We start from the raw sequence: 25638 nt of genomic DNA on the forward strand, positions 1-25638 counted from the left end.
GTCAGCCTTTCACCGCTTGCAGGGTGTAGGTCATCGGCATCCGGTCACGCCCGCCGGCGAGGACGTATTCCTCCTCGAAGTCGCTGCTGGGGATCATCGCCTCCCCCAACGGATTCCATGGCACCTCGCGATGTTCTTCCAGCGCGGTGACGGTCAGCCCGGCCTCGGTGAGCGCGGTGAAGATCTCCCCGAGACCATGGTTGAAGCTGACCGACTCGGGCGCGGTGACGACACCCGAGCCGGCGTAGCTCTCGTGTTCGACGAAAACCGTTCCGCCATCCTCGAAGTAGGGATACTCCAGCACCAGCAGACCGTCCGGCCGCGGGTCGCAGATCGCCCACAGCACGGGGTGCCCCTCGCGCATGAACAGCCGTCCCCCTGGCCTTAGCAGCTCGGCAACGACAGCCGCCCACCGACGGATGTCGGGCAACCAGCAGAGGGCGCCGATGCCGGTGTAGACCACATCGCAGCATCCCGCGCCGAGCGCCCCGACCGCACCGTCCACGTCGGACTCGACGAAGCGCACGTCGGCGTTGGCCCGACGAGCCAGGTCCCGGCCCGCGTCCAGGGCGGCCGGCGAAAAGTCCAGCCCCGTTACCGAGCGGGCACCGAGCCTGGCCAGCGATACCGTGTCGGTACCGATGTGGCACTGCAGGTGCACCACGTCGCGGCCGTCGAGCTGCCCGAGCCGCGGCAGGTCGTAACGCACGACGGCCGAAAGGTATTCGGGGTCGTCGAAGGCAGCCAGGTCGTAGCCATCGAGCGCGGTGTGCAACGGCACCCGCGCCTCCCAGTTCGCCAGATTGATGCTGCGCCAGTCGTCGATCACGGCTTCATCCTCACAGCCCGGCGCGTGCAGTTCGACTGATTTTTATCCGTCAGTTGGCCGACCACACGCGCTCCCCGTGACGCGAACGACGGCACCCTGATTTGCGCGGTACGAACCCAACGCATCAGAGCCCGCAGATCATCCCTAATGGTTAGCCACCCTAGATATGCGGTACGTCACACCGGGCAGGCGGAATCGCAGCACCCCCGTTCGGCTTATACCAGGCAACTAGAACTTCAAGGACGGGGAAACAACATGAGCGCCATTCGTAACGTGGCCAACAAGGTGGCACTGACCGCCGTGGCCGCCTTCACGATCGCCGTCGGCGCCATCGCCGGCCCGGTCGCCACCGCCAGCGCCGCCGACGACTCCTGTGCGAACGTCGAGGTCGTCTTCGCCCGCGGCACCTTCGAAGGCCCCGGCGTCGGAGCCACCGGCCAAGCCTTCGTCGACGCACTGAACGCCCGGATGCCCGGCCGCAACATCGACGCCTACGGCGTGAACTACCCCGCCTCCCTGGACTTCGGCCAGGCCGCCGAGGGCGTCGCCGACGCCACCAACCGCATCGAGTCCATCGCCGCCTCGTGCCCCGCCACCAAGATCGTCATCGGCGGCTACTCGCAGGGCGCGGCCGTCGCCGGCTACAGCACCATGAGCAGCGTGCCCGCCGGGTTCGTCCTGCCCGCCGGCATCAGCGGCCCGATGCCCGCGTCTGTCGCCTCGCACGTCGCCGCAGTGGTCCTGTTCGGCACCCCGAGCCCGTTCGTGCTGAGCGTCGCCGACCGCAGCGCCCCCGCCATCAACATCGGCGGCGCCTACGCCGGCAAGACCATCCAGCTGTGCGCCCCCGGCGACCCGATCTGCGGTGGCGGCATGGACCGCTCCGCCCACAGCGCCTACAAGTTCAACGGCATGGCCAACCAGGCCGCGGACTTCGTCGCCCGCCAGCTGGGTGCCCCCGCCGCTCCGGCCGCGCCCATCGTCCAGACCTCGGACGACACAGCCAACTGAATCACCCCCAGCCGACGGCCGGAAGCCAGTCTCACGAGGACTGGTTCCGGCCGTCGGTCTGTCCGGCGACCTTCACGCGGCACCCCGATCGAACTATGGTGAAGTAGTCATATCTCGATACGCCGAGACAAACAGGGGTGAACAGTAATGAAGGTTTCCACCAAGAACGTGTCGACCTGTGGCTGTCAGTGCAACGCATGCCGCGACGGGCACCACTGTCACAACCGCCCGAACTGCAAGGTCTAGCCACCGCTTCTGCCCCGACGCGACGCACTAGGACACACGTCGTGTCGCGGTAGAAGCCAGTCATTTACGAATCCCCCTTTTGTGCGAAGTTGACGCGCCGGAGGGGGATTTTCGTTTTTCGGCTGCGTTTGTCTCGCATCAGCCACGTGACATTTTGGTGCAGGGGCCGGTCCGCCGCCGCTCTTACGATTGCTGAGGGGACTTGTCTTTGATGCCAATAGGGGGCGAAGTGAAACAGCTGACGGTAGACACCGACGCAGCCTTGAACGCGGCACAGGGCGTGAGCACTGATGCGGCGGAACTCAGACAAGAGCTGGCACGCCTCGAGCGCGAATGGCAGGACATCGCACACGGCTGGAAAGGCTCAGCCGCGGGTGCCTACACCGCGCTATGGGAGCAGTGGCACGACGCAGCCACCAAGGTCGTTCAGTCGGTGTCCGAGTCCGCACAAAAGCTGAATCAAGCGGCCGCCCTCTACACACAGCAGGACGAAGAATCCGCCAACGTGGTGCGGTCCGCATCACCCCACCTCACCGCCGAAATGGGGCTGTGATGCGGTACAAGGTCGAGCTGACCGAACTCGAGCGATTCGTCGAAAAGCTGCAAGCGTTCGAACGGCATGCCGAGACCGTCACCGCGCGGATCGACGGACAGATCGCACACCTACACACCAGCTGGTCCGGCGATGCCGCCGACGCGCACCGGGCCCAGCACGACAACTGGGTCGCGGCGGCAGCAGAAATGCGTGAGGCGCTGACCGGCTTACGTGAGGCCGCGCACAACGCTCACCGCAACTACACCGAAGCGGCCGCAATGAACGTGGCGATGCTGACGTGACTCAAGACGTCGATCCACAGACCTACTACGACGTTGGCAAGGGCCTGTATGAAAAGGCCGGCACTGTCTACAACGCGTTCAAAACCAGCGTCGCAACGCTGGGCGAGACAGGCTCGATGGCCGGAAGCACCGATGACGGAAAAGCCTGGGCCCAGTCCTACGACAGCCGGGCCGCCGATGTGCTCGGCGCGGTCAACGACCTGACGAAAGCACTGGAGAACTACGGCGGCGTCATCATCCAGGCGGGCTACAACCACGCCATGGCCGAGTACAACGCGAACCCGTCTCGAAAGGGCGCGCCGCCGGTGCGTCCCGCCGACCCAGCAAGTGTCGCCGGCGAACTGACTGCGCCACCGTCGGCGGGCGGCCCCGGAACCGGTTTGATCGAGAACATCGGCGTACTGGAACACATCGGTATCCCAGTGCCTGACGGCGACACGGACAAGCTCGGCAAAGCATCCACAGCGTGGAATCAGCTCGCGACAGGTCCCGGCACCACGGGTGTGGTACAGGCACTCGGCGGTAACGCTGCGAAGTTCCGGGATACCAAGTCCCCGGAGGTCGACTACATCGTCAAAGACCTCGATGAACTGCACCAAGCCGCCGATGCGGTCCTCGGCAGCTGCGCTGAGCTGGCCCAGTCGTGCTCCGAATACAAGACGTCGCTCGATGAGCTCCGCACCAAGATGAAGGAGACCGTCGAAGACCTTGTTGAGGAGCTCGCGATCAGCGCCGCCATCGGCATCGCGACGGCGTTCCTCAGCGCGGGTGTCGGAGCCTTCGCCGCCACCGCCAAAGCCGCCGCGTCGATCAAGAAATACGCCGGGATCATCCGCGGGTTCATCGAAACCTGGAAGATTTCGAAGAACATCAAGTCGGGCGTCAAGAAGGCTCACGACGTTGCCGGTATCAGAAAGCGCTTGGAGCGCATCAAGAACCTTGGCCGAAAAGGAAAAGGCGAGGAACCGAAACCCGAGCCGAAGCCCACGCCTAAGCGCGGCAAAATCGACGAGAGCGCCAAGCCATTCAGTCCAGAAGAACGTAAGGTCGCCGACCTTCTCGCAGACGAAGGCAAAGAAGTCAAAGCACTCAAAGAGGCTGACAGCCCGGGTCAGCGGACGCCTGACGCGCTAGTTGATGGAAAACCGACCGAGTTCAAGAGCCTGAGTGAAGGCGCAACGAACACCACGGTAAAGAACGCGTTGAATAGCGCCAAGGGCCAAGCGGACAACGCTGTCATCGACGGTCGAGCAAGCGGAATAAGCAAGGAAGAGGCGCAGAGGGGCTTAGACAGGTTCCTTGGCGCCAATCCCGACAGAATGACTAATATCAGAATCGTCGGAGACGGCTGGGAAATCCTGTGGCCGTAGAAAGGATCGACAATGACTGCGCACCACCAAATATTCATTCAAACAACCAAGCCTGAGCACGAGTTCATAGCAGACCTCGCCTCGGCTACGGGCACCGACATCACGCCAATTCAAGCCGTATCCGGAACTCCGTCGTATGGAGGGAAATTCGACAACAGCATCGCAGAAGTCGAGATGCGGCATGATTTTGACGACGATCTAGGCATCGAATTCAGCCAATATCCAGCCGTAGTGACGATCCGCGACGTCAACAGCGATAAGTCCGCAGAGGAAGAAAAAGCACGCGACGTATTTGAAAAGCTCAAAAATATTGGCGGCTACAAACTTCTCCTGGCATTCGATTTGCAAAAGCTGCTTGCACAATCTTGATTTCGGAAGTACCCCAGACCGCCACCGGTACTCGCGAAATTGATGCGGATGAACTTCGACGTAGATCTACCGCCACGCATCAGCGGCTCGACGACAAGGATTACGACACTCCGCGTAATTGGCCTGGTCGGCCACAGAACAGCGGCATTGCGTAAGCCCCCGGTCGGACGCAGACGTCAGACAGACAGCGCGATGCCGTCCAGGATGTCGTGCTCGCTGACCACCAATTCCGTGATCCCCGCCCGCTGACCGAATTCGCGGGCCAATTCCTCGACGACGATGGACCCGCCGCCGATCACCGGCACCCGGCCCGGATGCATGGGGCCGAGCTCGGCGCGCTGCGCCCGCGGCATCGCGATCAGGTCGTCGCACACCTTGACCACATCGGGAATTCCGATGCGGGACAGGTGAATTACCTCGGAGTCATACTCCGGTAGGCCCAAGGCCAGCGCGGCCACCGTGGTGAACGTGCCGGCCACGCCGACCCAGGTGCAGGCACCTCCGATGGGCACGATATCCAACGCCTCGGCCAGCTTCTCGCGCACCACAGCACGCGCCGCTGCCACCTCGTCTGCGGTGGGCGGGTCCGACAGCAGGCACCGCTCGGTGAGCCGCACGCAGCCGATGTTGGCCGAGAAACTGGCTACCACGTCCGCGACCTCGGCACCGGACCCGCCGAGCACCACCTCGGTCGAACCGCCGCCCAGGTCGACGACCACGAAAGGTCCTGTCGCCGGGTCCAATTCGCCGACGGCACCGCGGAACGACAACGCCGCTTCCTCGGTCCCGGTGATCACCTCGGCCACCGCGCCCGGCATCACCCGGCCCAGTTGGCGCGCCGTCATGGCGAAGAATTCGTCGCGGTTGCCGGCGTCCCGGGCCGCGGAGGTCGCGACCATCCGCACCTTGGACACATCGTGCGACAGCATCACGTCGACGTAGTCGGCCAGCGCGGCTCCGGTCCGGGCCAGCGCGGCAGGCGCGAATTCGCCTGTGGCGTCGACACCTTCACCGAGGGTGACGATCCGCATCTCGCGATGGACATCCGTCAGCCGACCACCAGAAACGTCAGCGATGAGCAGACGGATCGAGTTGGTACCGCAATCGACCGCCGCAACGCGCGAACTCACACCCACACCTTCGGATCCAGAATCCCGGCCATCGCCGGCTCGACCGCCAACAACGCCAGCGCCTCATCGCCAAAGGGGTTGACGCCCGGTCCTTTTGCCAACGAATGCGCCATCACCACATGCAGGCACTTCACCCGGTCCGGCATCCCACCGCCGGAGAACGTCGTCCCCAGCGACTCGATGGCGTCCCGCTCGGCCAGGAACGACTCGTGCGCCCGCAAATACGCCGCGCCCAACTCTTCGGATGCCTGCAGACGTTCGGTCATGTCCCGCATCAACCCGGACGACTCCAGCCGGCTGGCCGCAGCCGTCAGCGCCGGATGGGTCAGGTAATACAAAGTGGGAAAAGGAGTTCCGTCGGGCAACCGCGGTGCGGTCTTGACCACGCCGGGTTCGCCGTTGGGACAGCGGTAGGCGATCTCCAGAACCCCACGCGGTTCCCGCCCCAGTTGGGCCGCAACGGCTTCCAGATCAGCAGTGTCAACCACCGGGCGGCGCCTGAGGTGCGGGCTGGTCAGTCGAGGGCACGGCACCATCGGGGCCGGGCGGAACGACCGCCGGCGTCGGCGTCAGGCCGTGCGGCTGATCGGCAATGGTGTGCCACAGCGCGGTGTACCAGGGCTGGTTGCTCTTCGCGGTGGGCGACGGCGCGGGCGCGACGGGCGTCGCGACGGCACCGGGAGGCAGTTGCACCTGATACGGGATATCGCCCGGCATCACGAAGCCCAACCGCTCACGGGCCTGCGCGGCGATGTACACCGGGTCGGCCAACTTCACCTTTTGCTGCTCCAAATTGCTGATCTGCGAACGTAATTGGGACTCTGCCGTGGCCAACTGCTGCATCTCGGTGCGCTGCGCGAAGAAGGTGCGCACCGGGCCGGCAATGGTCAGGGTCAGCACGCACACCACGACGGCGAGAATCGCCGCCCGGCGCGCCGCAGACCCCAGCCGCTGCTCGGCATGGTGCTCGACCGACTCCGTGTAGGCCTGCCGGATGGGCTCGGTGACGGGGACGGGCAGATTTTCCGGGACCCGCCGGGGCTCGGCCTTGGGCCGGTTACCCGCCTTGGCGGCCGACGTGCCGTTCCCGGCGCGCCCCCGCTTCGCCTCGCCGGGTTTGGCGGGGCGAGAGGCAGGGGAACGCCGTTTGGGATCGGCCATGTCGGTAGGTCAGACCCGCGAAACTACTTGGCTTCCACCGCAAAACGCGGGAACGCCAGGTCGCCGGCGTACCGCCCGGCGTCGCCCAGGGTCTCCTCGATGCGCAGCAGCTGGTTGTACTTGGCGACGCGCTCGCTGCGCGCCGGGGCACCGGTCTTGATCTGGCCACAGCCGCACGCGACAGCCAGGTCGGCGATGGTGGTGTCCTCGGTCTCGCCACTGCGGTGACTCATCATCGACTTGTAGCCGTTGGCGTGCGCCAGGGCGACAGCGTCCAAAGTCTCGGTGAGCGTGCCGATCTGGTTCACCTTCACCAGCAGCGCGTTGGCGGCGCCCTTTTCGATGCCCTCTTCCAGGCGCTCCGGGTTGGTGACGAACAGGTCGTCGCCGACGAGCTGGACGCGGTCACCGATCGCGGTGGTCAGCGCCACCCAGCCCTCCCAGTCGTCCTCGGACAGCGGGTCTTCGATGGACACCAGCGGGAAGGAGTCGAGCAGCGAGGCGTAGAACTCGGCCATCTGCTCGGCGGTGCGGGTCTGCTTCTCGAAGGCGTAACCCGTTCCGTCCGTGTAGAACTCGGTGGCCGCGACGTCGAGGGCCAGGGCCACGTCGCTGCCCAGCTTCAGGCCGGTGGCGTCGATGGCGGTGCTGATGAGTTCGAGCGCGGCGTACGTACCGGCGACGTCGGGCGCGAAACCGCCCTCGTCACCGAGGCCCGTCGACAGGCCCTGCTTCTTCAGCACGGACTTGAGCGAGTGGTAGACCTCGGCGCCCCAGCGCAGCGATTCCTTGAAGGTCGGGGCACCGATCGGAGCGACCATGAACTCCTGGACGTCGACGCCGGTGTCGGCGTGGGCGCCACCGTTGAGGATGTTCATCATCGGCACCGGCAGGATGTGGGCGTTCGGGCCGCCGATGTAGCGGAACAGCGGCAGGCCGGCGGAGTCGGCAGCGGCCTTCGCCACGGCCAGGGAGACGCCGAGGATGGCGTTGGCGCCGAGGCGCGACTTGTCCGGAGTGCCGTCCAGGTCCAGCAGCGCCTGGTCGATGATGCGCTGGTCGTCGGCAGCCTGGCCGATGACCGCGGGAGCGATCTCGTCGAGCACGGCCTCGACGGCCTTCTCGACACCCTTGCCGAGGTAGCGGGGGCCGCCGTCACGCAGTTCGACAGCCTCGTGCTCACCGGTCGACGCACCCGACGGCACGGCCGCACGGGCGAACGTTCCATCGGTCAGTGCGATCTCGACCTCGACCGTCGGATTTCCCCGAGAGTCGAGAATCTCGCGGGCTCCGACCTGTTCGATGATTGGCACTTGGGTCTCCCTTTGGCGTCACGGACTCGTGCGAACGCCCATCAGCCTAAACGGTGCCAGGACCGGAAGTGCGGCAGCTACGGGTAGCGATCTTGGCTACCTATCTTTGGTGCCCGTTCGCATATGCCGTCGCCCAGTCCCGCACAGCGCGGGCGTAGTCGTCGGACATGTTGTACGCGTGCAGCGCATCCATCCAGCCGCGCGGGCTGGACAGATCCTTACCGCGGTAGCAGAGGTAACCCGCCGCCGACAGCGCCGCGTCGTCGATGTTGTCGGGGCTGGCGAAGCCGGTGTTGTTGGCGTCGACGCCGTACAACCGCCAGGTGTCCGGGATGAACTGCATGGGTCCCATGGCGCGGTCGACGGCGTCGTCGCTGTCCATGCTGCCGGAGTCGGAGTCCGGAATCCGCAGGTTGTTCATGGTTCCGTCGAGTGGCACGCCGCGGATCGGGGGCGTCACGTCGCCGTTCGGGGCGATGGTCGCGCCGCGGTAGGTGCCGTGGTGGCTCTCGACCATGCCGATGCCCGCCAGCGTCGTCCACGCGATGTGGCACTTGGGGTTCTCGACCTCGGCGACGCGCGCGGCGTACCCATAGGCCTCCAGCGCCATGACCGGAATGCCCAGCGGCGGTGCCAGGTGCTCAGCCCAGTCGCGCAGCTGGTCGGCGCCGCGGCCCTTCACATGGGTATTGATCGGCGGCACGGCAGGCCCCGCCGGCGGCGGCACTCCACGCAGGTAGCCGGGCTGAAACGAGCAGCTCGAGGCCATCAGGAGCGCCGTCGCGGCGACGACAGCGCTCGCCCGCAGCCAACGCGCTCGCAACACCGGTACTCCCCCATGCACTGAGATTCTCGACGGATTCGTCGCCCTGTCATCGTCGCATGCCGCGCTGGGTGAACCTCGGAGCGCAAGCTTTCCGGTACGCAGCAACCAGGTAGCCGATCCGCTGATAAGGTTGGCTTGCCTTGCTTTGGCAAGCCAACCCTGTGTTGCGGTTTAGTCTATCTAAGGATTGCGGATGACCACCACTTTCGCGGTCTCGACATCGCTGGTCGCTGCGGGCCCCGGCGTTTCCTCGCAGCTGTTCGGCAGCTTGCTGATCGGGCTCCGTGAAGGCCTCGAAACTGCGATCGTCGTCACCATCCTCATCGCGTTCCTCGTGAAGTCCGACCGCCGCGATGCCCTGAAGTGGGTCTGGCTCGGAGTCGCCGGCGCCATCGCGATGACCATCGGCGTTTTCCTCACCATCCAGCTCAGCGAGAACACCATCTCCGGACTGGCGGCCGAGGCCATCGCCGGAGTCGCGTCGCTGGTCGCCGTCATCATCGTCACCACCATGGTGCTGTGGATGCGCAAAGCCGCCGCCACCATCTCCGGTGACCTGCGCGGCGACATGACCCGCGCGTTGGAGACCGGCGGCTGGGCCGTCGCCACCCTGGCCTTCCTGGCCGTCGGCCGCGAGGGCGTCGAGACGGCGCTGTTCATGGTCGGCTACGCCAGCGCCTCGACGGCGTGGCCGCTGGCCGGGCTGCTGATCGGCTTGCTCATCGCCGTCGCCTTCGCCTACGGCATGTACGCCGGCGCGGTGCGAATCAACCTGGCCAAGTTCTTCAAATACACGGGCGCGTTTCTGGTCGTCGTCGCCGCCGGCATCCTGTCCTACGCGATCCACGCGTTGCAGACCGTCGGCTGGCTGCCCGGCCTGGGCGCCAGGGCCTTCGATCTGACGGGCGTCTTCAACTGGTCGTCGTGGTACGGCCAGGCGATCCAGGGCATCTTCAACATCAGCCCCACCCCATCTGTCCTGCAGTTCGTCTGCTGGCTGGCCTACCTGTTGGTCGTCCTGACGCTGTTCCTGCGACCTGTCGCAGCCAAACCCGCCCCTGCTGCCACCCTCGAAAGGTCCGCTTCGTGAATCTCGCTGCCCTGAACGTCAAGACCGGCCTGGCCGCCTCAGCCGCCTTGCTCGCCGGTCTGACCGCGGTCTCCGCGTGCACCTCCAAGTCGGACGAGAACAAGTCCGCCTCCGGCGAGATCACCGTGACCGCCACCGACGACGCCTGCAAGCTGTCGGCGACGTCGGCCAAGACGGGCCCGAGCACCTTCGTCGTCACCAACAACGGCACCAAGGTCACCGAGTTCTACGTCTACGGCCCCGGCGACAAGGTGATGGGCGAGATCGAGAACGTCTCCCCCGGCCTGCAGCGCAAGCTGATCGTGCAGCTGCCCGAAGCCGGCACCTACAAGACGGCGTGCAAGCCCGGCATGGTCGGCGACGGCATCCGCGGTGACTTCACCGTCACCGGCGACACCGTCAAGATCGACGACACCGGCAAGTTCAAGGACGCCGCGGAGTTCTACAAGAAGTACGTCGTCGACCAGACCACCGCCCTGGTGCCCGCCACCGAGGCGTTCGCCGCCGCGGTGAAGAAGGGCGACGTGGCCGCCGCGAAGGCCCAGTACCCGAAGGCCCGCACCTTCTACGAGCGCATCGAGCCGGTCGCCGAGTCGTTCCCCGACGACCTGGACCCGCGGATCGACCTGCGCGAAGCCGACGTCAAGCCGGGCGACAAGTGGACCGGCTTCCACGTCCTGGAGAAGCAGCTGTGGGTCACCGGACTGCAGCCTGACGCCAACGCGCTGGCCGACCAGCTGGTCGCCGACGTCAAGGAGCTCGAAGCCGGCGTCAAGGATCCCAAGTGGACCATCGACTCCACCAAGATCGCCGGTGGCGCGCAGGAGCTACTGGACGAGATCGCCAAGACCAAGATCACCGGCGAGGAAGACATCTTCAGCCACACCGACCTGTGGGACATCCAGGCCAACATCGAGGGCTCGCGGACCGCGGTCGGCTCGGTGGACCCAATCCTCGACGAGCGCAACCCGCAGCTGGGCAAGGACGTCGACGCCGCCTTCGAGAACGTCCAGAAGCTGCTGAACAAGTGGCGCCAGGGCGACGGCTTCATCTCCTACGACAAGGTGACCGAGCCTGAGCGGCAAGAACTTTCGCGCGCCGTCGATGCCCTGAGCAAGGAGGTCAGCGAGGTGCAGGGTGTCATCGCCAAGCAGTGAGCCCCAGCCGGGCACCACTGAACCGACCGTGACCGAGCAGGGCGGTCTCAGCCGACGCAAACTGTTCGGCGCAGCCGGAGTGACGGCCGCGGTGGTCGGCGCCGCCGCCACCGGCGCGCTGGCCGCCCGCTCTTCCGCGGCCGTGGTCGACAACAGCCTGCGCAACCCGGTGCCGTTCCGCGGCACCCATCAGGCGGGCATCGTCACCGCCGCGCAGGACCGCATGCACTTCGCCACCTTCGACGTCACGACGGACAAGAAGGCCGACGTAGTGGCGATGCTGAAGAAGTGGACCGAGATGGCCGAGCGCATGACGCTCGGCGAAGAGGCCGTCGCGCACGGGGCCATCGGGCTCAATCCGTACGCACCGCCGGCCGATACCGGTGAGGCCCTTGGTCTTTCGCCCTCCGCGTTGACCGTGACCATCGGCTTCGGCCCCAGCTTCTTCCGCAAGGACGGCAAGGACCGGTTCGGCATCGACGCCCAGCGCCCGACGCACCTGGTCGACCTGCCCAAGTTCCGCAACGAGAAGCTCGACCCGAAGCGCTGCGGCGGCGACATCGTCGTGCAGGCCTGTGCCAACGACCCGCAGGTCGCGGTGCACGCCATCCGCAACCTGGCTCGGGTGGGCTTCGGCACCGTTGCCGTGCGGTACTCGCAGCTCGGGTTCGGCCGCACCTCGTCGACGACTCTCACCCAGTCCACCCCGCGAAACCTGTTCGGGTTCAAGGACGGAACGAACAACCTCAAGGCCGAGGACACGTCCGCCATCGACCAGCACGTCTGGATCGCCAACGGTGACGGACCGGCCTGGATGACGGGCGGCTCCTACCTGATCAGCCGCCGCATCCGGATGCTCATCGAATCCTGGGACCGCACCGTGCTGGCGGAACAGGAGCGGGTCATCGGACGGCAGAAGGGCAACGGCGCACCCAACGGGTACACCGACGAGTTCACCCCGCTGGACTTCGACAGCAAGGGTGCCGACGGCGCCCCGCTGGTCGACCTCGACTCGCACGTGCGGCTGGCCTCGCCGGAGGCCAACAAAGGGGCGAAGATTCTGCGCCGCGGCTACAACTTCACCGACGGCTCAGACGGTTTCGGCCACCTGGACGCGGGGCTGTTCTTCATCGCGTTCGTCCGCAACCCGGCCGAGTCGTTCATCCCGATGCAGAGGTCGTTGTCCGACAACGATGCCCTGAACGAATACATCACGCACACCGGCAGCGGCATCTTCGCCTGCCCGCCAGGTGTGCGTGATGGTTCGTCGGACTACTGGGGCTCGACGCTGCTCGGCTGAGCGTCGGGCTGGTCGGCGGTGCGGTAGCGGTTGTAGAACGCGAGCGATGCGACCGCGGCGGCGCCGCCGATGACACCCCACAGCGCGATCTGGAAGACCAGCGAGCCGAACAGGAAGTCGTAGGCGAGGGTCAGGTAGAGCGACCACGCCACGCGGTAGCCCGACCAGAAGGCCAGCAGGCCAGTGCTGATCGCGATGATCAGGCTCTGCTGGCGATCGAAGCGGTTGACGTGCTGTTCGATGACGGCGGGCACGATCTTCACGGTGTTTCCTCTCTTTGGACGCTCGTTGATCGGCGTCGTTGGAGCAATCACACCGGGGCCGTCCGGCTACCGATCCCAAGTTCCGGGGCTCGCGGGCGTGCGCACAGAGCGTGGATCTGGTGGCTCGGGCGGTCTATCTGCACGTTCGTAGCCGCTCAGCCACCGCGCTATGCCCGGCACTCCCCCAGCCGCCCTCGAATGCAACTGGGCGGCGGGAAACCGGGCCGAAAACCGCCATGCAGTTGCGTTCGAGGGCTGCGGCGCGCCACATTGCGCGAACCTGACCTGACGGCGGAGATCCGCATCAAAAATCGCCGTGAGGTCAGGCTCGAGGAGCTTCGGCGACCGGTTGTCGCACAGAGGCGGGCGTAACGACCAATGTCGCTGCGGGGCAACGGGAGTGACGAAGGCGGCCCAACCTCGCTGGCGCGCGCACAGATCGCAGATCCGGCGGATTGGGCGCGCTGGCTGCACATTCGCGAACGCAGCGGCGCGACGTCAACCGGCTCGGCCAGTGGTGTTCCGCCAGCGCAGCGGCGGGGCGCCGAAGCGTCGGCTGAACGCCCGGCTGAAACCGGCCTCGGAGGTGTAGCCCACCGCCGCGGCGACCGCGGCCACCGACGCCGTATCCGTTCGCAGTAGCTGGGCGGCCCGGTCCAGCCGGCGGTCGATCAGGTATGCGGCGGGCGGGCGCCCCAGCAGCCGGGTGAACCGCTCGGCGAAGGCGGTCCGCGACAAGTTCGCCATCTGCGCAAGTTCGGCGACCGACCACGGCCTGGCCAGATCCTGGTGAACAGCCGAAAGCACTTGGCCCAGTACCGGATCCAACGCAGCGGTGAGCCAGCCCGACGGCGCCGAGGCGTCCCGCGACCATGCGCGCAGGGTGTGGATGAACAGCAGGTCCAGGATGCGCGAGATCATCACCGCCGAGCCGGGTCGCGGCGCCGCGACCTCTGCCACCAGCAGTCGCAGGCTGACTTCCAGCCACTCCCGGTCCACGCCGCGCCCGGGCACCACGATCGCCGGGGGTAGCACCGACAACAGCGGATCGGCGACGGCCTCGTCGAGCGCGAACGTCCCGGTCACCCATCGTGGTGAATCCTGTTGCGGGAGTTCATCTCCGTCGACGTAGCGGTCGGCGTCGGCAAGATGGCGGGCCGGCACGTTGGGCCCCGCCTGCAGCTGGTGCCGGTCACCCCGGGCCAGCAGTACGAGGTCGCCGTCGCTCAGCGCGACCGGTGGACCGTCACCGCTCACCCGCAACCGGACGTCGCCGTGCTCGACGATGTGCAGCAGACGTTGCCCCGGCATCGCGATGTTGAACGGCACGGATCGGGGCGCATAACGGACGACGTCCTGGCCGCGCAGGCGGACGGCGTCGAGGATTTCGGAGAACGCATCCGATCCAGAAACCGGTGAATCGGCAAAGTTTGACGCCGTATCAGTCATTGAACTTGCCCCATCGTCCAAATACTGTCACCGCATGACCGAAAAACCAACAGTCGTCCTAGTCCACGGATTCTGGGGCGGTGCGGCCCACTGGGCCAACGTGATCGTCGAACTGAACCGCCGCGGCTACTCGTCGCTGCACGCGGTGGAGAACCCGCTCACCTCACTGGCCGACGACGCCGAGCGCACTCGCAAGATGGTCAGCCAGGTCGACGGCCCCGTCGTCCTGGTCGGGCACTCGTACGGCGGTGCCGTCATCACCGAAGCCGGTGACCTACCCAACGTGACTGCCCTGGTTTACATCGCGGCCTTCGCGCCCGATGCCGGCGAGAGCCCGGGAGGGATCACCCAGGAGATGCCGCCCGCTGCGGCCGCCAACCTCGCACCCGACTCCGACGGCTACCTCTGGGTCCTCCAGGACAAGTTCCACGAGAGCTTCTGTCAGGACCTGTCCGCTGACGACGCACTCGTCATGGCCGTCACCCAAAAGGCACCGCTGGCATCGACTTTCGGCGACGCCATCACGGCACCGGCCTGGCGGTCCAAGCCGACGTGGTACCAGGTGTCGACCCAGGACCGGATGATCCACCCGGACAACGAACGCCGCATGGCGCAACGGATGAACCCGCGCAAGATCATCGAACTGGACGCCAGCCACGCGTCGCTGGCCTCCCAAGCGACGGCTGTGGCCGACCTCATCGACGAGGCCGCGGCTCAGACGTCCTGAGCCGGCCAGTGCTCCCGCCACTCGTCCGCTGACACCGCACCCAGCGGTGCGGCATCCAACTCCACCGCCACTTCGTCGCCGCGGCGGGCGGCGACGATGCGGCGCTCGGTCGCCCGCACGGTGTCGATGAACTCCAGAGCCACTGTGCGCAAAGCGCTTTCGGCGTCGACGTCGGGTGCCAGGGTCACCGAGGTCAGTCCGGCCGGAAGCAGATCGGCGGGCAACCCGGCCGTGCCGGTCCGTTCGATCAGCTTCTGTGCCAGGGCCAGTGCCGGCAGCGCCGTCGGCACCTCGTCCATGCACGACGTCCGCGCGGCCTTCTCCAGCGCCTTGCGCTCTTCCCACTGGGCGATCTGGTCTTCCAGCGAAATCTCTTGTCCGGCAAGCACTGCCGGCACGCGGTTGCCCAGTTTGCGGATCAGTGTGTCGGCCACGTCGTCGATGCCGAACGGGTGCAGCGGCGCGTCCTCGGCTATGCGCGCGTGGAACAGCACCTGCAGCAACACATCTCCGAGTTCCTCGCGGACGTCGTCGGCATTGCCACCCCGGACCGCGTCGAACAGCTCGTACGTCTCTTCCAGCAGGTAGCGACGCAGCGAGTCGTGCGTCTGCTCGCTCTCCCACGGACCGTTGCTGCGCAGCTTGTCCATCATCGTGACGGCGTCGATGAGCCGCTCCCCCGGCTGCGAACCGTCTGCCGCGATGAGCTTCTCGCCCGCGGCGAGCCGGGCCCGCACCTGGGGATGCTCCGGATCGGAGGACAGCAGCACCGGCGCCGGATTGTCGGAATCGCCGTAGGCCGGCCGGCCCGACGGCAAGGACCACGGCACCTTGACCGGCAGTTCCTCGGTGTACTGCACGTCGCCGGTGAGCAGGACCAGCGCGTCGATCGGCATCAGCGACGGGCGGCGCGGATCGACCAGGACCACCGTCATGCGCGATCCGCCTGCGGCTTCTCGCTGCCAGTCATGCGCTACCCCCCAAGTCGGTTATGTCTACTTCACCGGGCGCTTTTCCGTCGAGCTCCAGCAGCAGTCCGGCCACTGCCCGGGCCAGTTCCAGGTCGCGGATGCGCGGTGCTCCCACGCCGGCACCGGCCCGCGGAATCGGAATCTGCACCGTCGACGTGGTCGCCCGGTAGTTCGCGCCCGGATACATCCGCTTGAGCCGCAGTTGCCCGGAGTCCATGAGCGTCAGGGGCGTCAACCGGATGGTCGAGTCGGAGATCGCGGTCACCTCGGTGACGCCGTACTCGCGGCACAGCAGCCGCAGCCGGGCCACGGCGACGAGCCGCTGCGCGGGTTCGGGCAGTGGCCCGTAGCGGTCTACCAGCTCCTCGACCACCGACGCCACCCGCGCGTGATCGGACGCGGCGGCCAACCGGCGGTAGGCCTCGAGCCGCAGCCGGTCGCTGCCGATGTAGTCCGGCGGCAGGTGCGCGTCGATCGGCAGATCGACCCGCACCTCCTTCGCTTCCTCCACGGCCGCAATGGTTTTCCCGTCCACGGCAGCGCGGTAGGCCTCGACGGCCTCGCCGACCAACCGGACGTACAGGTCGAAGCCGACGCCCGCGACGTGCCCGGACTGCTCGACACCGAGCACGTTGCCCGCACCGCGAATCTCGAGGTCTTTCATCGCGACGGCCATACCGGCGCCCAGATCGTTGTTCTGCGCGATGGTGGCCAGCCGGTCGTGTGCGGTCTCGGTGAGCGGCACCTCGGGCGGGTACAGGAAATACGCGTACCCGCGCTCGCGGCTACGGCCCACCCGGCCACGCAACTGGTGCAGCTGCGACAGGCCGAAGGTGTCGGCCCGCTCCACGATCAGCGTGTTGGCGTTCGAAATATCAAGGCCCGTCTCGACGATCGTGGTGCACACCAGGATGTCGTAATCGCGGTTCCAGAAGCCCTCGACGGTCTTCTCCAGCAGCTCCTCGGGCATCTGCCCGTGTGCCACCACGACGCGCGCCTCGGGCACCAGCTGGCGCACCCGGGCGGCGGCGCTGTCGATCGACTTCACCCGGTTGTGGATGTAGAACGCCTGCCCGTCGCGCAGTAGTTCGCGCCGCAGCGCCGCGGCGACCTGTTTATCGTCATGCGGCCCAACGTAAGTCAGGACCGGGAAGCGTTCCTCCGGCGGCGTGAGGATGGTGGACATCTCCCGGATGCCGGCCAGGCTCATCTCCAGGGTGCGCGGGATCGGGGTGGCGCTCATGGTCAGCACGTCGACGTGGGTGCGCATCGACTTGATGTGCTCCTTGTGCTCGACGCCGAACCGCTGCTCCTCGTCGACGATCACCAGACCGAGGTCTTTCCAGGTGACGCCGGTCGCCAGCAGCCGGTGGGTGCCGATCACCACGTCGACCGAACCGTCCTTCAAACCCTCGATCACCAAACGGGATTCGGCCGGATCGGTGAACCGCGACAGTCCCTTCACCGTCACCGGGAACCCGGCCATGCGGGCCGCGAAGGTCTGCAGGTGCTGGTCGGCCAGCAGCGTCGTCGGCACCAGCACCGCGACCTGCTTGCCGTCCTGCACCGCCTTGAACGCCGCGCGGACCGCGATCTCGGTCTTGCCGTAGCCGACGTCGCCGCAGATGACGCGGTCCATGGGGACCGGCTTCTCCATGTCGGCCTTGACCTCCGTGATGGCGGTCAGCTGGTCCATGGTCTCGGTGAAGCCGAACGCGTCCTCCATCTCGTTCTGCCACGGGGTGTCCGGGGCGAACGCATGGCCCGGCGCGGACTGCCGCTTGGCGTACAGCGACACCAGCTCGCCGGCGATCTCACGAACCGCCTTGCGCGCCTTGGTCTTCGTATTGGTCCAGTCGCTGCCGCCGAGCCGGCTCAGCGTGGGCTCCGTACCGCCGACGTAGCGCGACAACTGGTCCAGCGAGTCCATCGGCACGTACAGCCGGTCGGACCCGCCGCCACGTTTCGACGATCCGTACTCGAGCACCAGGTACTCGCGCCGGGCGCCACCGACCACCCGCTCGGTCATCTCGATGAACTTGCCGATGCCGTGCTGGTCGTGCACCACCAGGTCGCCGGCCGTCAACGCCAGCGGGTCGACGACGTTACGCCGTTTGGCGGCAAGCCTTTTACCCTCGGTGGCCGCGGCCCGGTTACCCGTCAGGTCGGTCTCGGTGATGACGACAAGGTTGACGCCGGGCAACACCAGACCGTCGTGCAGCGGACCCTTGAGCACCCCGACGACGCCGGCCTTCGGTACCGCGCCGGGCTCCAACATCGTTGCGGCGACATCGGATTCACTGAGCTGCTCGACCACGCGGTGCGCGGTACCGGCACCCGGGGTCACCACCGCCGCAAGCCCGCCGGTGGCGATGTGCGCCCGCAACATCGCGAAGATCTCTTCGAGGCTCTGCTGGCTGCGGGCCGACGGCGCCGGCCGGATGTCGACCTCGACCGCCGTTTCGTTGGCCAGCTGGCTCAGTGTCCACCACGGGTGACCACCGGCGGCCGCGGCTTCCCGGATCTCCACGAAGTCCCGGAATCCCGAACCACCAAGCTGCTCAACGTCAATCGGTGCGTCGCCGCCCACGGCGGCCACCGACCACGAGGCCTCCAGGAACTCGCGGCCGGTCTTGATCAGATCGGCCGCGCGGGTCCGCACCTTCTCCGGGTCGCAGATCAGCAGCGGCGCACCGGCCGGCAACCGGTCGGTGAGCAACGCCAGGTCGCCCGGACGCAGCACCGGAAGCAGCGCTTCCATGCCGTCGACCGGAATGCCCTCGGCGAGCTTCGCCATCATGTCCGCGATGCTGCCGGTGACCTGGTTGTCGCTGCTGGGCAGGCTCGCCCCGATCTCGGCGGCGCGTTCGCGGACGTCGGGCGTCAACAGCAGTTCGCGGCAGGGCACCGCGATCATCGTCTCGACGGCGATCTCAGGGATGGACCGCTGGTCGGCCACCGAGAACATCCGCATCTCGGTGACCTCGTCGCCCCAGAACTCGATGCGCACGGGGTGCTCGGCGGTCGGGGTGAAAATGTCGAGAATGCCTCCGCGGACGGCGAATTCGCCGCGCTTGCCGACCATGTCGACCCGGTTGTAGGCCAGCTCGACCAGCCGTGTCACGGTGTCGTCGAAGTCGGCTTCGCCGCCGATGGTCAATGTCACCGGTTCCGCGTCGGTCACCCCGCCGGCCAGCGGCTGCAGCAGCGACCGGGCCGTGGTGACCACGACCCGCAGTGGCGGACCGAGCCGGGTGTCGTCCGGCCGCGCGAGCCGGCGCAGAACGGTCAGCCGGGCGCCGACGGTGTCGACACCAGGCGAGAGCCGCTCGTGCGGCAAGGTCTCCCACGACGGGAACAGCGCCACGGCATCGCCGTGGACGGCCCGCAGCTCGGCGGTGAGATCGTCGGCCTCGCGACCGGTGGCCGTGACGACCAGCACCGGGCCGGCGGCAGCCAGCGCCGCCGCGACCGGGAGCCGGGCGCTGACCGGGCCGACCAAAGCCTGCTCGGCGATGCCCTCGGCGGCCTGCCGCGTCAGTTCCTGCAGGCCAGGATCGGTGAGTGCGAGTTGAACGAGCCCCGCCAACGGGGTTTGGATCGATTGCTGCCCCGGGGAGGTCATGATGCCCCCGATTGTAGTTCGCAGGACTTCGTCAATATTGGGCACGGTCCCGTCAAAGGATCGTCAACGGGACGCTCACCCGGCATTTCCCGGCGCAGGCTGGAGCCATGACACTGCTCGACATCCTGCCGTCCCTGCGGGGCGCCATGCGCCCGCGCATCGACACCACCATCTGGCCGCTGACCACCCAGGTCGACGCCTTGGGACGTCTCTGCATCGGATCGGTGGCACTCACCGACGTCGCCGACGAGTTCGGCACGCCCGCATACGTTCTGGATGAGACCGACTTCCGCACGCGCGCGCAGCACTACCGCGCCACGTTGCGCGGTGTCGAGGTGGTCTACGCCGCCCAGTCCCTGCTGACCAGGACCGTTGCCGGCTGGATGCACGAGGCCGGCCTCGGCATGGCGGTGTGTTCGACGGCCGAGCTGGCCACGGCCCTCGCCGGTGGCATGGACCCGGCGCGCATCGTGGTCCACGGCAGCGGCAAGTCGGTCGACGAGCTGGCAACGGCCGCGGGCGCCGGGGTGGGCCGCATCGTGCTGGACTCCCCCATCGAGATGGCCTATCTGGCCGGTGTCGCGCGCCGGCCGCAGGCGATGTTGCTGCAGGTCCTGCCCGGTGTCGACGTGCTGCCGATGGTCCACCGGGCGCTGGCCACCCCGCAGCTGCCGCTGGCCGGGCTGTACTGCCACCTGGGCACGCAGATCGCCGAGCCGGAGGTCTACGTCGAGGCCGTGCGCCGGCTGGTCGACACCATGGCCGACGTGCGCGCCGCCCACGGCGTCCTGCTCACCGAGCTGAACATCGGCGGCGGGCACGCCATCGCCTACCGGACCGGCGAATCCGAGCTCGACGTCGCGGCACTGGCCGATTTCCTGGAAGACGCCCTCGACGCCGCCTGCGCCGCGAACCGGTTCCCCCGCCCCCGGCTCGTCGTCGAACCCGGCCGGGCGATCAGCGGACGCGCCGGGGTGACGCTGCACCGGGTGCAGTCGGTATCGGCGCGCACCGACGGACGCGCCGTCATCACCGTCGACGGCAGCCATCCCCACTCCGCACCGATCGCGAATTACACTGTGGCCCTTGCCAACCGACACCCCCTCGGGCCCACGCGCCCATCCACCATCGTCGGCCGCGACGGCACGGCCATCGCCGACGACCTCGACCTGCCCGCCGACGTCCACCCCGGCGACCTGCTCGCCACCGCCTGCACCGGCGCCTATCACCACAGCACCGCGTCGAACTTCACCATGACGACCCGGCCGCCGGTCATCGCCGTGTGCGAGCGTCGGGTGCGGCCGCTGATCCGCCGGGAGACCACCGCGGACCTGCTGCTGCGCGACTGCGGCTAACCGCCGAATTCCCGTCAGCCACCCGCTGCGCGAGGCGCTAGGTTGTTGACAGGGAATTCACAGTCCGGGGGAACGGCATGGCATCACGGTCGGGGGCGACTGCCGAGTGTCGGTGACCATATCCGCGGTGAAGGCTTCCGACCCAGCACGCTTGGCCGATGGTGCGGCGCAGCTACGCGGTGTGGTCAAGCAGCTCGATGAGCTCATCTTCGACGAACAGCGAGCGCTGCATCAGCTCGGCGACGGCTGGGAAGGCACCGCCGCCGACGCCGCGAAGGCCAAGGGCGACTCGCTGGTTCAGCAGCACGAGGCGCTCAAGACGCGGCTCACCGCCATGCAGTCGGCGCTGGAGTCCGCCGGAACCAGCCTGACCGCGCTGCGCGGCACCATCATCGGCATGGTGCAGCAGGTCTTCGCACTCGGCGGCACCGTCAGCGATGACGGCACCGCCTCCGCTACCGGCTCTGGCCAGACCTTCACCCCGGAACTCGCCGCGGCCTACACCTCGATCCTCAAGAGCCTGCTGCAGCAGTTCACCGCTGTCGACGAAGCCACCGCTGCCGCCCTCGACAACGCAGGCAGCGGCAGCGCCCGGAGCAACTTCTTCGGCGACCCGCCGGCGTCACCCGCAGGTCGTGACCTCGACAGCCTCAAGCCACCGGACGGCGCCACCGATACCGAGGTGAACAAGTGGTGGGACGGGCTGAGCCAGGCAGAACATGACCGGGTCATCGCCGAGCGGCCGGAGTGGATCGGCAATCTCGACGGCGTCCCCGGCGCCGCACGGGACCAGGCCAACCGCAATCGGTTGGCCAAGCTACGCAATGACCCGAATCTGACCGGCGAGGAGAAGGGCACCATCTCCGAGATCGACAAAGCCCTGGCCAAGCCCGACAGCCATCTGCTGGTGCTGGATTTCGACGGCGAGCATCCGAAAGTGGCTGTCGCACTGGGCGATGTCGACACTGCCGATCATGTCAGCGTTTACGTGCCGGGGACCGGCGCAGTCACGTACGACAAGCCCGGCGAGGGCAACGACCTGCCCACCTACGTCGAACAGGCGGGCTGGCTGCGCACCGAGACACAGCGCGTGCTGGAGAAGGCCGGCAAGACCAATGAGACCGTCGCGACCGTCGCCTGGCTCGGCTACGAGCCGCCCGAGAACGTCGGGGAAGCTGCCAGCGCCCACTACGCGAACGACAATGCGCCGAAGCTGGCGTCGTTCATCAACGGCCTCGACAGTTCCCGCGACACCGACCCGCATCTGACGGTGCTCGGCCATTCCTACGGTTCGACACTGGCCAGCGAGGCGCTGCAGCGCGGGACGGCCGCCGACGACGTCGTCTTCATGGGCTCGCCCGGCCTGGAGACCAACCCCATGCAGTATCTCCACGACACGACACCGTCAGACCTCCACCTGACCCAGGGTCACGTGTACGTCGAACACGCGAAGAACGACGTCGTCGCCAACCTCGGCCGGTATGGCTCGACCATTCCGTCGGACCTGCCCGGCTTCATCGATCTGTCGACCAACGCCGAGACCACACCATTGGGACCGCGCAATGAATCGACGGGACACAGCAAGTACTCGTTCGTCGACACCACGGCGCTCTACAACCAGGCCGTCGTCATGGCGGGACTGGGCCAGGACAACCGATTCGTCAAAGTGGAGGATTGATGTGGCGGCTATCGATAGCACTCATGCTCGCGGCGGTACTCACGGGATGCGGTCCGGTGTCTGAGATGTTCGGGTCGACGTCGTACACGGGTCGGGCAAAAGACGACTACGGCTACGGCACCGCAAGCGAATTGCAGCCCCTTTTGGCTCGCCGCGATGCCGAGGAAGTCCTCGCCGAACGCGACCGCATGATCGGCGACATCATCACCGAACTGACGCGCGTCATGCCCGGATCCCAGTGGTTCCCGAACCGCAACGAGACCTCGGTGATCTGCGGCGACTACGGATCAACCAAAGGCAGCCGGTACTTCGGTCGGAACTGGGTGGCCAAGATGCCGATACCGGCCGACCAATGGCAGCGGATTTCGCAGGCCGTCATCGACGTCGCCGCCAAGTACGGCTACACCAAAGTCGAGAGCCGCAGTCAGAATCCCGTCGGCGACCAGGCGACCGACATGATCATCACCGACAGCGAGGACGGCCGGCTGGCGTTCGGCGCACAGGTCGCCACGGTGCTCCAGGTGACGACCGGTTGCTACCTCACAGCCGAAGACAAGCGACAAGCCCGCGAAGCCGCCCCGAAGTAGTCAGCCCTCGTGCAGTTCCGGGTCGGACTCGAGATGCGTCAGGCCGTTCCACATCAGATTGACCAGGTGCGCCGCGACCACTTCCTTCTTCGGTTCGCGGGTGTCCAGCCACCACTGCGCGGACATCGACACCGAGCCGACGAGCGCCTGCGCATAGAGCGGGGCCAGCTCCGGGTCGAGCCCGCGGCGGGAGAAGTCGCCGGCCAGGATCGAGCTGACCTGGTTGACCGCGTCGTTGAGCAGCGTCGAGTAGGTGCCCGACGTAATGGCCGCCGGCGAGTCGCGGATCAGGATGCGGAAGCCGTCGGTGTGTTCCTCGACGTACGTCAACAGCGCCAGCGCCACCCGTTCGACCCGCACCCGCGACCGGTTGTTGGTCAGCGACGACGTGATGCCGTCGAGCAGCGCGGACATCTCGCGGTCGACGACGACGGCGTACAGGCCTTCCTTACCGCCGAAATGCTCGTAGACCACGGGCTTGGAGACATTGGCGCGCTGCGCGATCTCCTCGATGGACGTGCCGTCGTAGCCGCGCTCGGCGAACAGCGACTTCGCGATCTCGATGAGCTGCTGACGGCGTTCACTGCCGGTCATGCGCGCACGAGGGCTGCGCGCTCCGTTCTCCGCCGCTGCCATGGTCACCAGCGTATCCGCTTGCACTAGAGTCTCTGGCGAGCAATCCGTCGTGGTGTAATCGGCAGCACCTCTGATTTTGGTTCAGATAGTTCAGGTTCGAGTCCTGGCGACGGAGCGAGGCTTGCCGAGCGACTATCGGCACAGCGCCAAGCAGCAAAGCGCGACATCGCGTAGAGAGAGGCGTACGTGACTCGAGGCGAAGCCGCCGTCATCGTCCTGGCCGCTGGGTCAGGCACCCGGATGCGCTCCGACATTCCGAAGGTCCTGCATACGCTGGCCGGCCGCAGCATGCTCGCGCACGCGCTGCACGCCGTGGCCAAGGTCAATCCGACGCACCTCGTCGTGGTCGTCGGCAAGGAACGCGAGCGGGTCACCGCGCATGTGCACGAGATCGCGGGCGGACTCGGCCGGACCGTCACCGTGGCCATCCAGGACGAGCAGCTCGGCACCGGGCACGCCGTCAGCTGCGGCCTGTCCGCGCTCCCCGCCGATTTCGCCGGCACAGTCGTGGTCACCGCGGGTGACGTTCCGCTGCTCGACGCCGACACTCTCGAGGGCCTCGTCGACACCCACGCCACCGCCACCGCGGCCGCGACGGTACTCACCACCACCGTCACCAACCCCACCGGCTACGGCCGCATCCTGCGCACGCAGGACCACGAGGTGATCGGCATCGTCGAGCAGGCCGACGCCACCGAATCCCAGCGCGCCATCCGCGAGGTGAACTCCGGGGTGTACGCGTTCGACGCCACGGCACTGCGCTCGGCGCTGAGCCGGCTGCGGTCGGACAACGCCCAGCAAGAGCTCTACCTCACCGACGCCATCTCGATCGTGCGCGGCGACGGCCAGATCGTCCGGGCCCACCACGTCGACGACAGCGCGCAGGTCTCCGGCGTCAACGACCGGGTGCAGCTGTCCGAGGTGGCCGCCGAACTGAACCGCCGCATCATCGCCGGTCACCAACGCGCGGGCGTCACGATCATCGACCCGGGCACCACCTGGATCGACGTCGACGTCAGCATCGGCCGCGACACCGTCGTCAAGCAGTGCACCCAGCTGCTGGGCGCCACCGACATCGGCGCGAACTGCGTCATCGGCCCCGACACCACGCTGACCGACATGGAGGTCGGTGACGGCGCCGAGGTGATCCGCACCCACGGGCAGCTGGCGGTCATCGGTGCCGGCGCCGCCGTCGGCCCCTTCACGTACCTGCGGCCGGGCACCGAGCTCGGCGCCGACGGCAAGCTGGGCGCGTTCGTCGAGGTCAAGAACTCGAAGATCGGCACCGGCACCAAGGTGCCGCACCTGACCTACGTCGGGGACGCCGACATCGGCGAGTACAGCAACATCGGCGCGTCCAGCGTCTTCGTCAACTACGACGGCGAGAACAAGAGCCGCACCACCATCGGTTCGCACGTGCGCACCGGCTCGGACACGATGTTCGTCGCACCCGTGACCGTCGGCGACGGTGCATACACCGGCGCCGGCACCGTGGTCCGCGAGGACGTGCCACCCGGAGCGCTGGCCGTTTCCAAAGGTGAGCAGCGCAATATCGAGGGCTGGGTGGAGCGCAAGCGGCCCGAGTCGAAGGCCGCGGAGGCCGCGCGCAAGGCGCGCGAACAGGGCTGATGACGCCGGTGAGGGCTATGCACGAAAACGGTGCCGAATCCGTGCACAGCACTCACACTCGAAGTTTGCTGTTGGTGTT

At 67.1% G+C, this 25638-nt stretch carries 24 protein-coding genes and 1 tRNA gene; 14 read left to right on the plus strand and 11 right to left on the minus strand.

The annotated features are described in order from the left end of the window. Window position 1: 1 nt before the first annotated feature. The gene (locus A7G45_RS00975) at window positions 2-829 is read right to left on the minus strand and encodes a class I SAM-dependent methyltransferase (protein ID WP_260932575.1); all 828 of its coding nucleotides are present in this window, start codon (window positions 827-829) and stop codon (window positions 2-4) included. Window positions 830-1084: 255 nt separating this feature from the next. Between A7G45_RS00975 and A7G45_RS00980 the strand changes: the two genes are divergently transcribed. From A7G45_RS00980 to A7G45_RS01000, 5 genes are all read left to right on the plus strand, one after another. After that, the gene (locus tag A7G45_RS00980; protein WP_043984083.1) at window positions 1085-1840 is read left to right on the plus strand and encodes a cutinase family protein; all 756 of its coding nucleotides are present in this window, start codon (window positions 1085-1087) and stop codon (window positions 1838-1840) included. Window positions 1841-2315: 475 nt separating this feature from the next. Continuing rightward, window positions 2316-2639, plus strand: coding sequence for a WXG100 family type VII secretion target (locus A7G45_RS00985; protein WP_260932584.1), 324 nt, complete (start codon window positions 2316-2318; stop codon window positions 2637-2639). Then, on the plus strand, window positions 2639-2923 hold the full coding sequence (locus A7G45_RS00990; protein ID WP_260932585.1) for a WXG100 family type VII secretion target: 285 nt from the start codon (window positions 2639-2641) through the stop codon (window positions 2921-2923). The genes A7G45_RS00985 and A7G45_RS00990 overlap by 1 nt, the downstream gene beginning before the upstream one ends. Next, window positions 2920-4293 carry a CdiA C-terminal domain-containing protein gene (locus A7G45_RS00995; RefSeq protein WP_260932586.1) on the plus strand — a complete coding sequence of 458 codons (1374 nt, stop codon included), beginning with the start codon at window positions 2920-2922 and terminating at the stop codon, window positions 4291-4293. Before A7G45_RS00990 ends, A7G45_RS00995 begins: the two co-directional genes overlap by 4 nt. Window positions 4294-4305: 12 nt before the next feature. After that, the gene (locus tag A7G45_RS01000; RefSeq protein ID WP_260932587.1) at window positions 4306-4662 is read left to right on the plus strand and encodes a hypothetical protein; all 357 of its coding nucleotides are present in this window, start codon (window positions 4306-4308) and stop codon (window positions 4660-4662) included. 176 nt (window positions 4663-4838) lie between these two features. Here the strand turns inward: A7G45_RS01000 and A7G45_RS01005 are convergent, their stop codons facing one another. From A7G45_RS01005 to A7G45_RS01025, 5 genes are all read right to left on the minus strand, one after another. Then, on the minus strand, window positions 4839-5798 hold the full coding sequence (locus tag A7G45_RS01005) for a Ppx/GppA phosphatase family protein (RefSeq protein WP_260932590.1): 960 nt from the start codon (window positions 5796-5798) through the stop codon (window positions 4839-4841). Continuing rightward, window positions 5789-6280, minus strand: a complete 492-nt coding sequence (locus tag A7G45_RS01010) for a DUF501 domain-containing protein (protein ID WP_043398984.1) — start codon at window positions 6278-6280, stop codon at window positions 5789-5791. The genes A7G45_RS01005 and A7G45_RS01010 overlap by 10 nt, the downstream gene beginning before the upstream one ends. Continuing rightward, on the minus strand, window positions 6273-6953 hold the full coding sequence (locus A7G45_RS01015) for an FtsB family cell division protein (RefSeq protein WP_043398981.1): 681 nt from the start codon (window positions 6951-6953) through the stop codon (window positions 6273-6275). The genes A7G45_RS01010 and A7G45_RS01015 overlap by 8 nt, the downstream gene beginning before the upstream one ends. 23 nt (window positions 6954-6976) lie before the next feature. Beyond that, window positions 6977-8266 carry a phosphopyruvate hydratase gene (gene eno / locus A7G45_RS01020; protein WP_043398978.1) on the minus strand — a complete coding sequence of 430 codons (1290 nt, stop codon included), beginning with the start codon at window positions 8264-8266 and terminating at the stop codon, window positions 6977-6979. A 100-nt stretch (window positions 8267-8366) separates the two neighbouring features. Continuing rightward, entirely contained in the window at window positions 8367-9035 is a 669-nt protein-coding gene (locus A7G45_RS01025) for a lytic transglycosylase domain-containing protein (protein WP_276554809.1), read from the minus strand. A gap of 250 nt (window positions 9036-9285) precedes the next feature. Between A7G45_RS01025 and efeU the strand changes: the two genes are divergently transcribed. From efeU to efeB, 3 genes are read left to right on the plus strand one after another with little or no spacing between them, the layout of a single operon-like run. Next, a complete protein-coding gene (efeU, locus tag A7G45_RS01030) occupies window positions 9286-10182 on the plus strand; it encodes an iron uptake transporter permease EfeU (RefSeq protein WP_260932597.1) in 897 nt (298 codons plus the stop codon). Further along, window positions 10179-11339, plus strand: coding sequence for an iron uptake system protein EfeO (gene efeO, locus A7G45_RS01035; RefSeq protein WP_083420457.1), 1161 nt, complete (start codon window positions 10179-10181; stop codon window positions 11337-11339). The genes efeU and efeO overlap by 4 nt, the downstream gene beginning before the upstream one ends. Next, on the plus strand, window positions 11320-12639 hold the full coding sequence (gene efeB / locus A7G45_RS01040; RefSeq protein WP_260932605.1) for an iron uptake transporter deferrochelatase/peroxidase subunit: 1320 nt from the start codon (window positions 11320-11322) through the stop codon (window positions 12637-12639). Before efeO ends, efeB begins: the two co-directional genes overlap by 20 nt. On the opposite strand, the gene A7G45_RS01045 is transcribed toward efeB, so the two are convergent. Together A7G45_RS01045 and A7G45_RS32195 are read right to left on the minus strand one after the other, a co-directional pair. Beyond that, on the minus strand, window positions 12612-12902 hold the full coding sequence (locus A7G45_RS01045; RefSeq protein ID WP_043398968.1) for a hypothetical protein: 291 nt from the start codon (window positions 12900-12902) through the stop codon (window positions 12612-12614). The two genes, efeB and A7G45_RS01045, sit on opposite strands and share 28 nt — an antisense overlap. A gap of 498 nt (window positions 12903-13400) precedes the next feature. Then, window positions 13401-14351, minus strand: coding sequence for an AraC family transcriptional regulator (locus tag A7G45_RS32195; protein WP_276554695.1), 951 nt, complete (start codon window positions 14349-14351; stop codon window positions 13401-13403). A 34-nt stretch (window positions 14352-14385) separates the two neighbouring features. On the opposite strand from A7G45_RS32195, the gene A7G45_RS01060 reads away from it, so the two are divergent. Continuing rightward, window positions 14386-15078 carry an alpha/beta hydrolase gene (locus A7G45_RS01060; protein WP_071287838.1) on the plus strand — a complete coding sequence of 231 codons (693 nt, stop codon included), beginning with the start codon at window positions 14386-14388 and terminating at the stop codon, window positions 15076-15078. Here A7G45_RS01060 and A7G45_RS01065 read toward each other — a convergent pair. Continuing rightward, on the minus strand, window positions 15066-16013 hold the full coding sequence (locus tag A7G45_RS01065; RefSeq protein ID WP_043398959.1) for a nucleoside triphosphate pyrophosphohydrolase: 948 nt from the start codon (window positions 16011-16013) through the stop codon (window positions 15066-15068). The two genes, A7G45_RS01060 and A7G45_RS01065, sit on opposite strands and share 13 nt — an antisense overlap. 31 nt (window positions 16014-16044) lie before the next feature. Further along, window positions 16045-19674: a transcription-repair coupling factor gene (gene mfd / locus A7G45_RS01070; protein ID WP_260932614.1), complete on the minus strand. Its 3630-nt coding sequence runs from the start codon at window positions 19672-19674 to the stop codon at window positions 16045-16047. A gap of 107 nt (window positions 19675-19781) precedes the next feature. Here mfd and A7G45_RS01075 point away from each other — a divergent pair, with 107 nt between their 5' ends. From A7G45_RS01075 to A7G45_RS01085, 3 genes are all read left to right on the plus strand, one after another. Beyond that, window positions 19782-21029, plus strand: a complete 1248-nt coding sequence (locus A7G45_RS01075) for a diaminopimelate decarboxylase family protein (RefSeq protein ID WP_260932616.1) — start codon at window positions 19782-19784, stop codon at window positions 21027-21029. Between the two features lie 127 nt (window positions 21030-21156). Then, complete coding sequence (locus A7G45_RS01080) at window positions 21157-22707, plus strand: alpha/beta hydrolase (RefSeq protein ID WP_260932618.1); 1551 nt, start codon at window positions 21157-21159, stop codon at window positions 22705-22707. A 65-nt stretch (window positions 22708-22772) separates the two neighbouring features. Further along, window positions 22773-23294, plus strand: a complete 522-nt coding sequence (locus A7G45_RS01085; protein WP_260937880.1) for an LppA family lipoprotein — start codon at window positions 22773-22775, stop codon at window positions 23292-23294. Here A7G45_RS01085 and A7G45_RS01090 read toward each other — a convergent pair whose 3' ends face one another. Beyond that, window positions 23295-23888 (minus strand): TetR/AcrR family transcriptional regulator, encoded by a 594-nt coding sequence (locus A7G45_RS01090; RefSeq protein WP_043398953.1) that lies wholly within the window; start codon window positions 23886-23888, stop codon window positions 23295-23297. Window positions 23889-23973: 85 nt separating this feature from the next. On the opposite strand from A7G45_RS01090, the gene A7G45_RS01095 reads away from it, so the two are divergent. After that, window positions 23974-24045, plus strand: a tRNA-Gln gene (locus tag A7G45_RS01095). A 71-nt stretch (window positions 24046-24116) separates the two neighbouring features. Next, window positions 24117-25559: a bifunctional UDP-N-acetylglucosamine diphosphorylase/glucosamine-1-phosphate N-acetyltransferase GlmU gene (gene glmU / locus A7G45_RS01100; RefSeq protein WP_260932620.1), complete on the plus strand. Its 1443-nt coding sequence runs from the start codon at window positions 24117-24119 to the stop codon at window positions 25557-25559. Window positions 25560-25638: the final 79 nt, after the last annotated feature.

The sequence above is a fragment of the Mycolicibacterium llatzerense genome, from assembly GCF_025331195.1.
GTDB classification, from domain to species: domain Bacteria; phylum Actinomycetota; class Actinomycetes; order Mycobacteriales; family Mycobacteriaceae; genus Mycobacterium; species Mycobacterium llatzerense.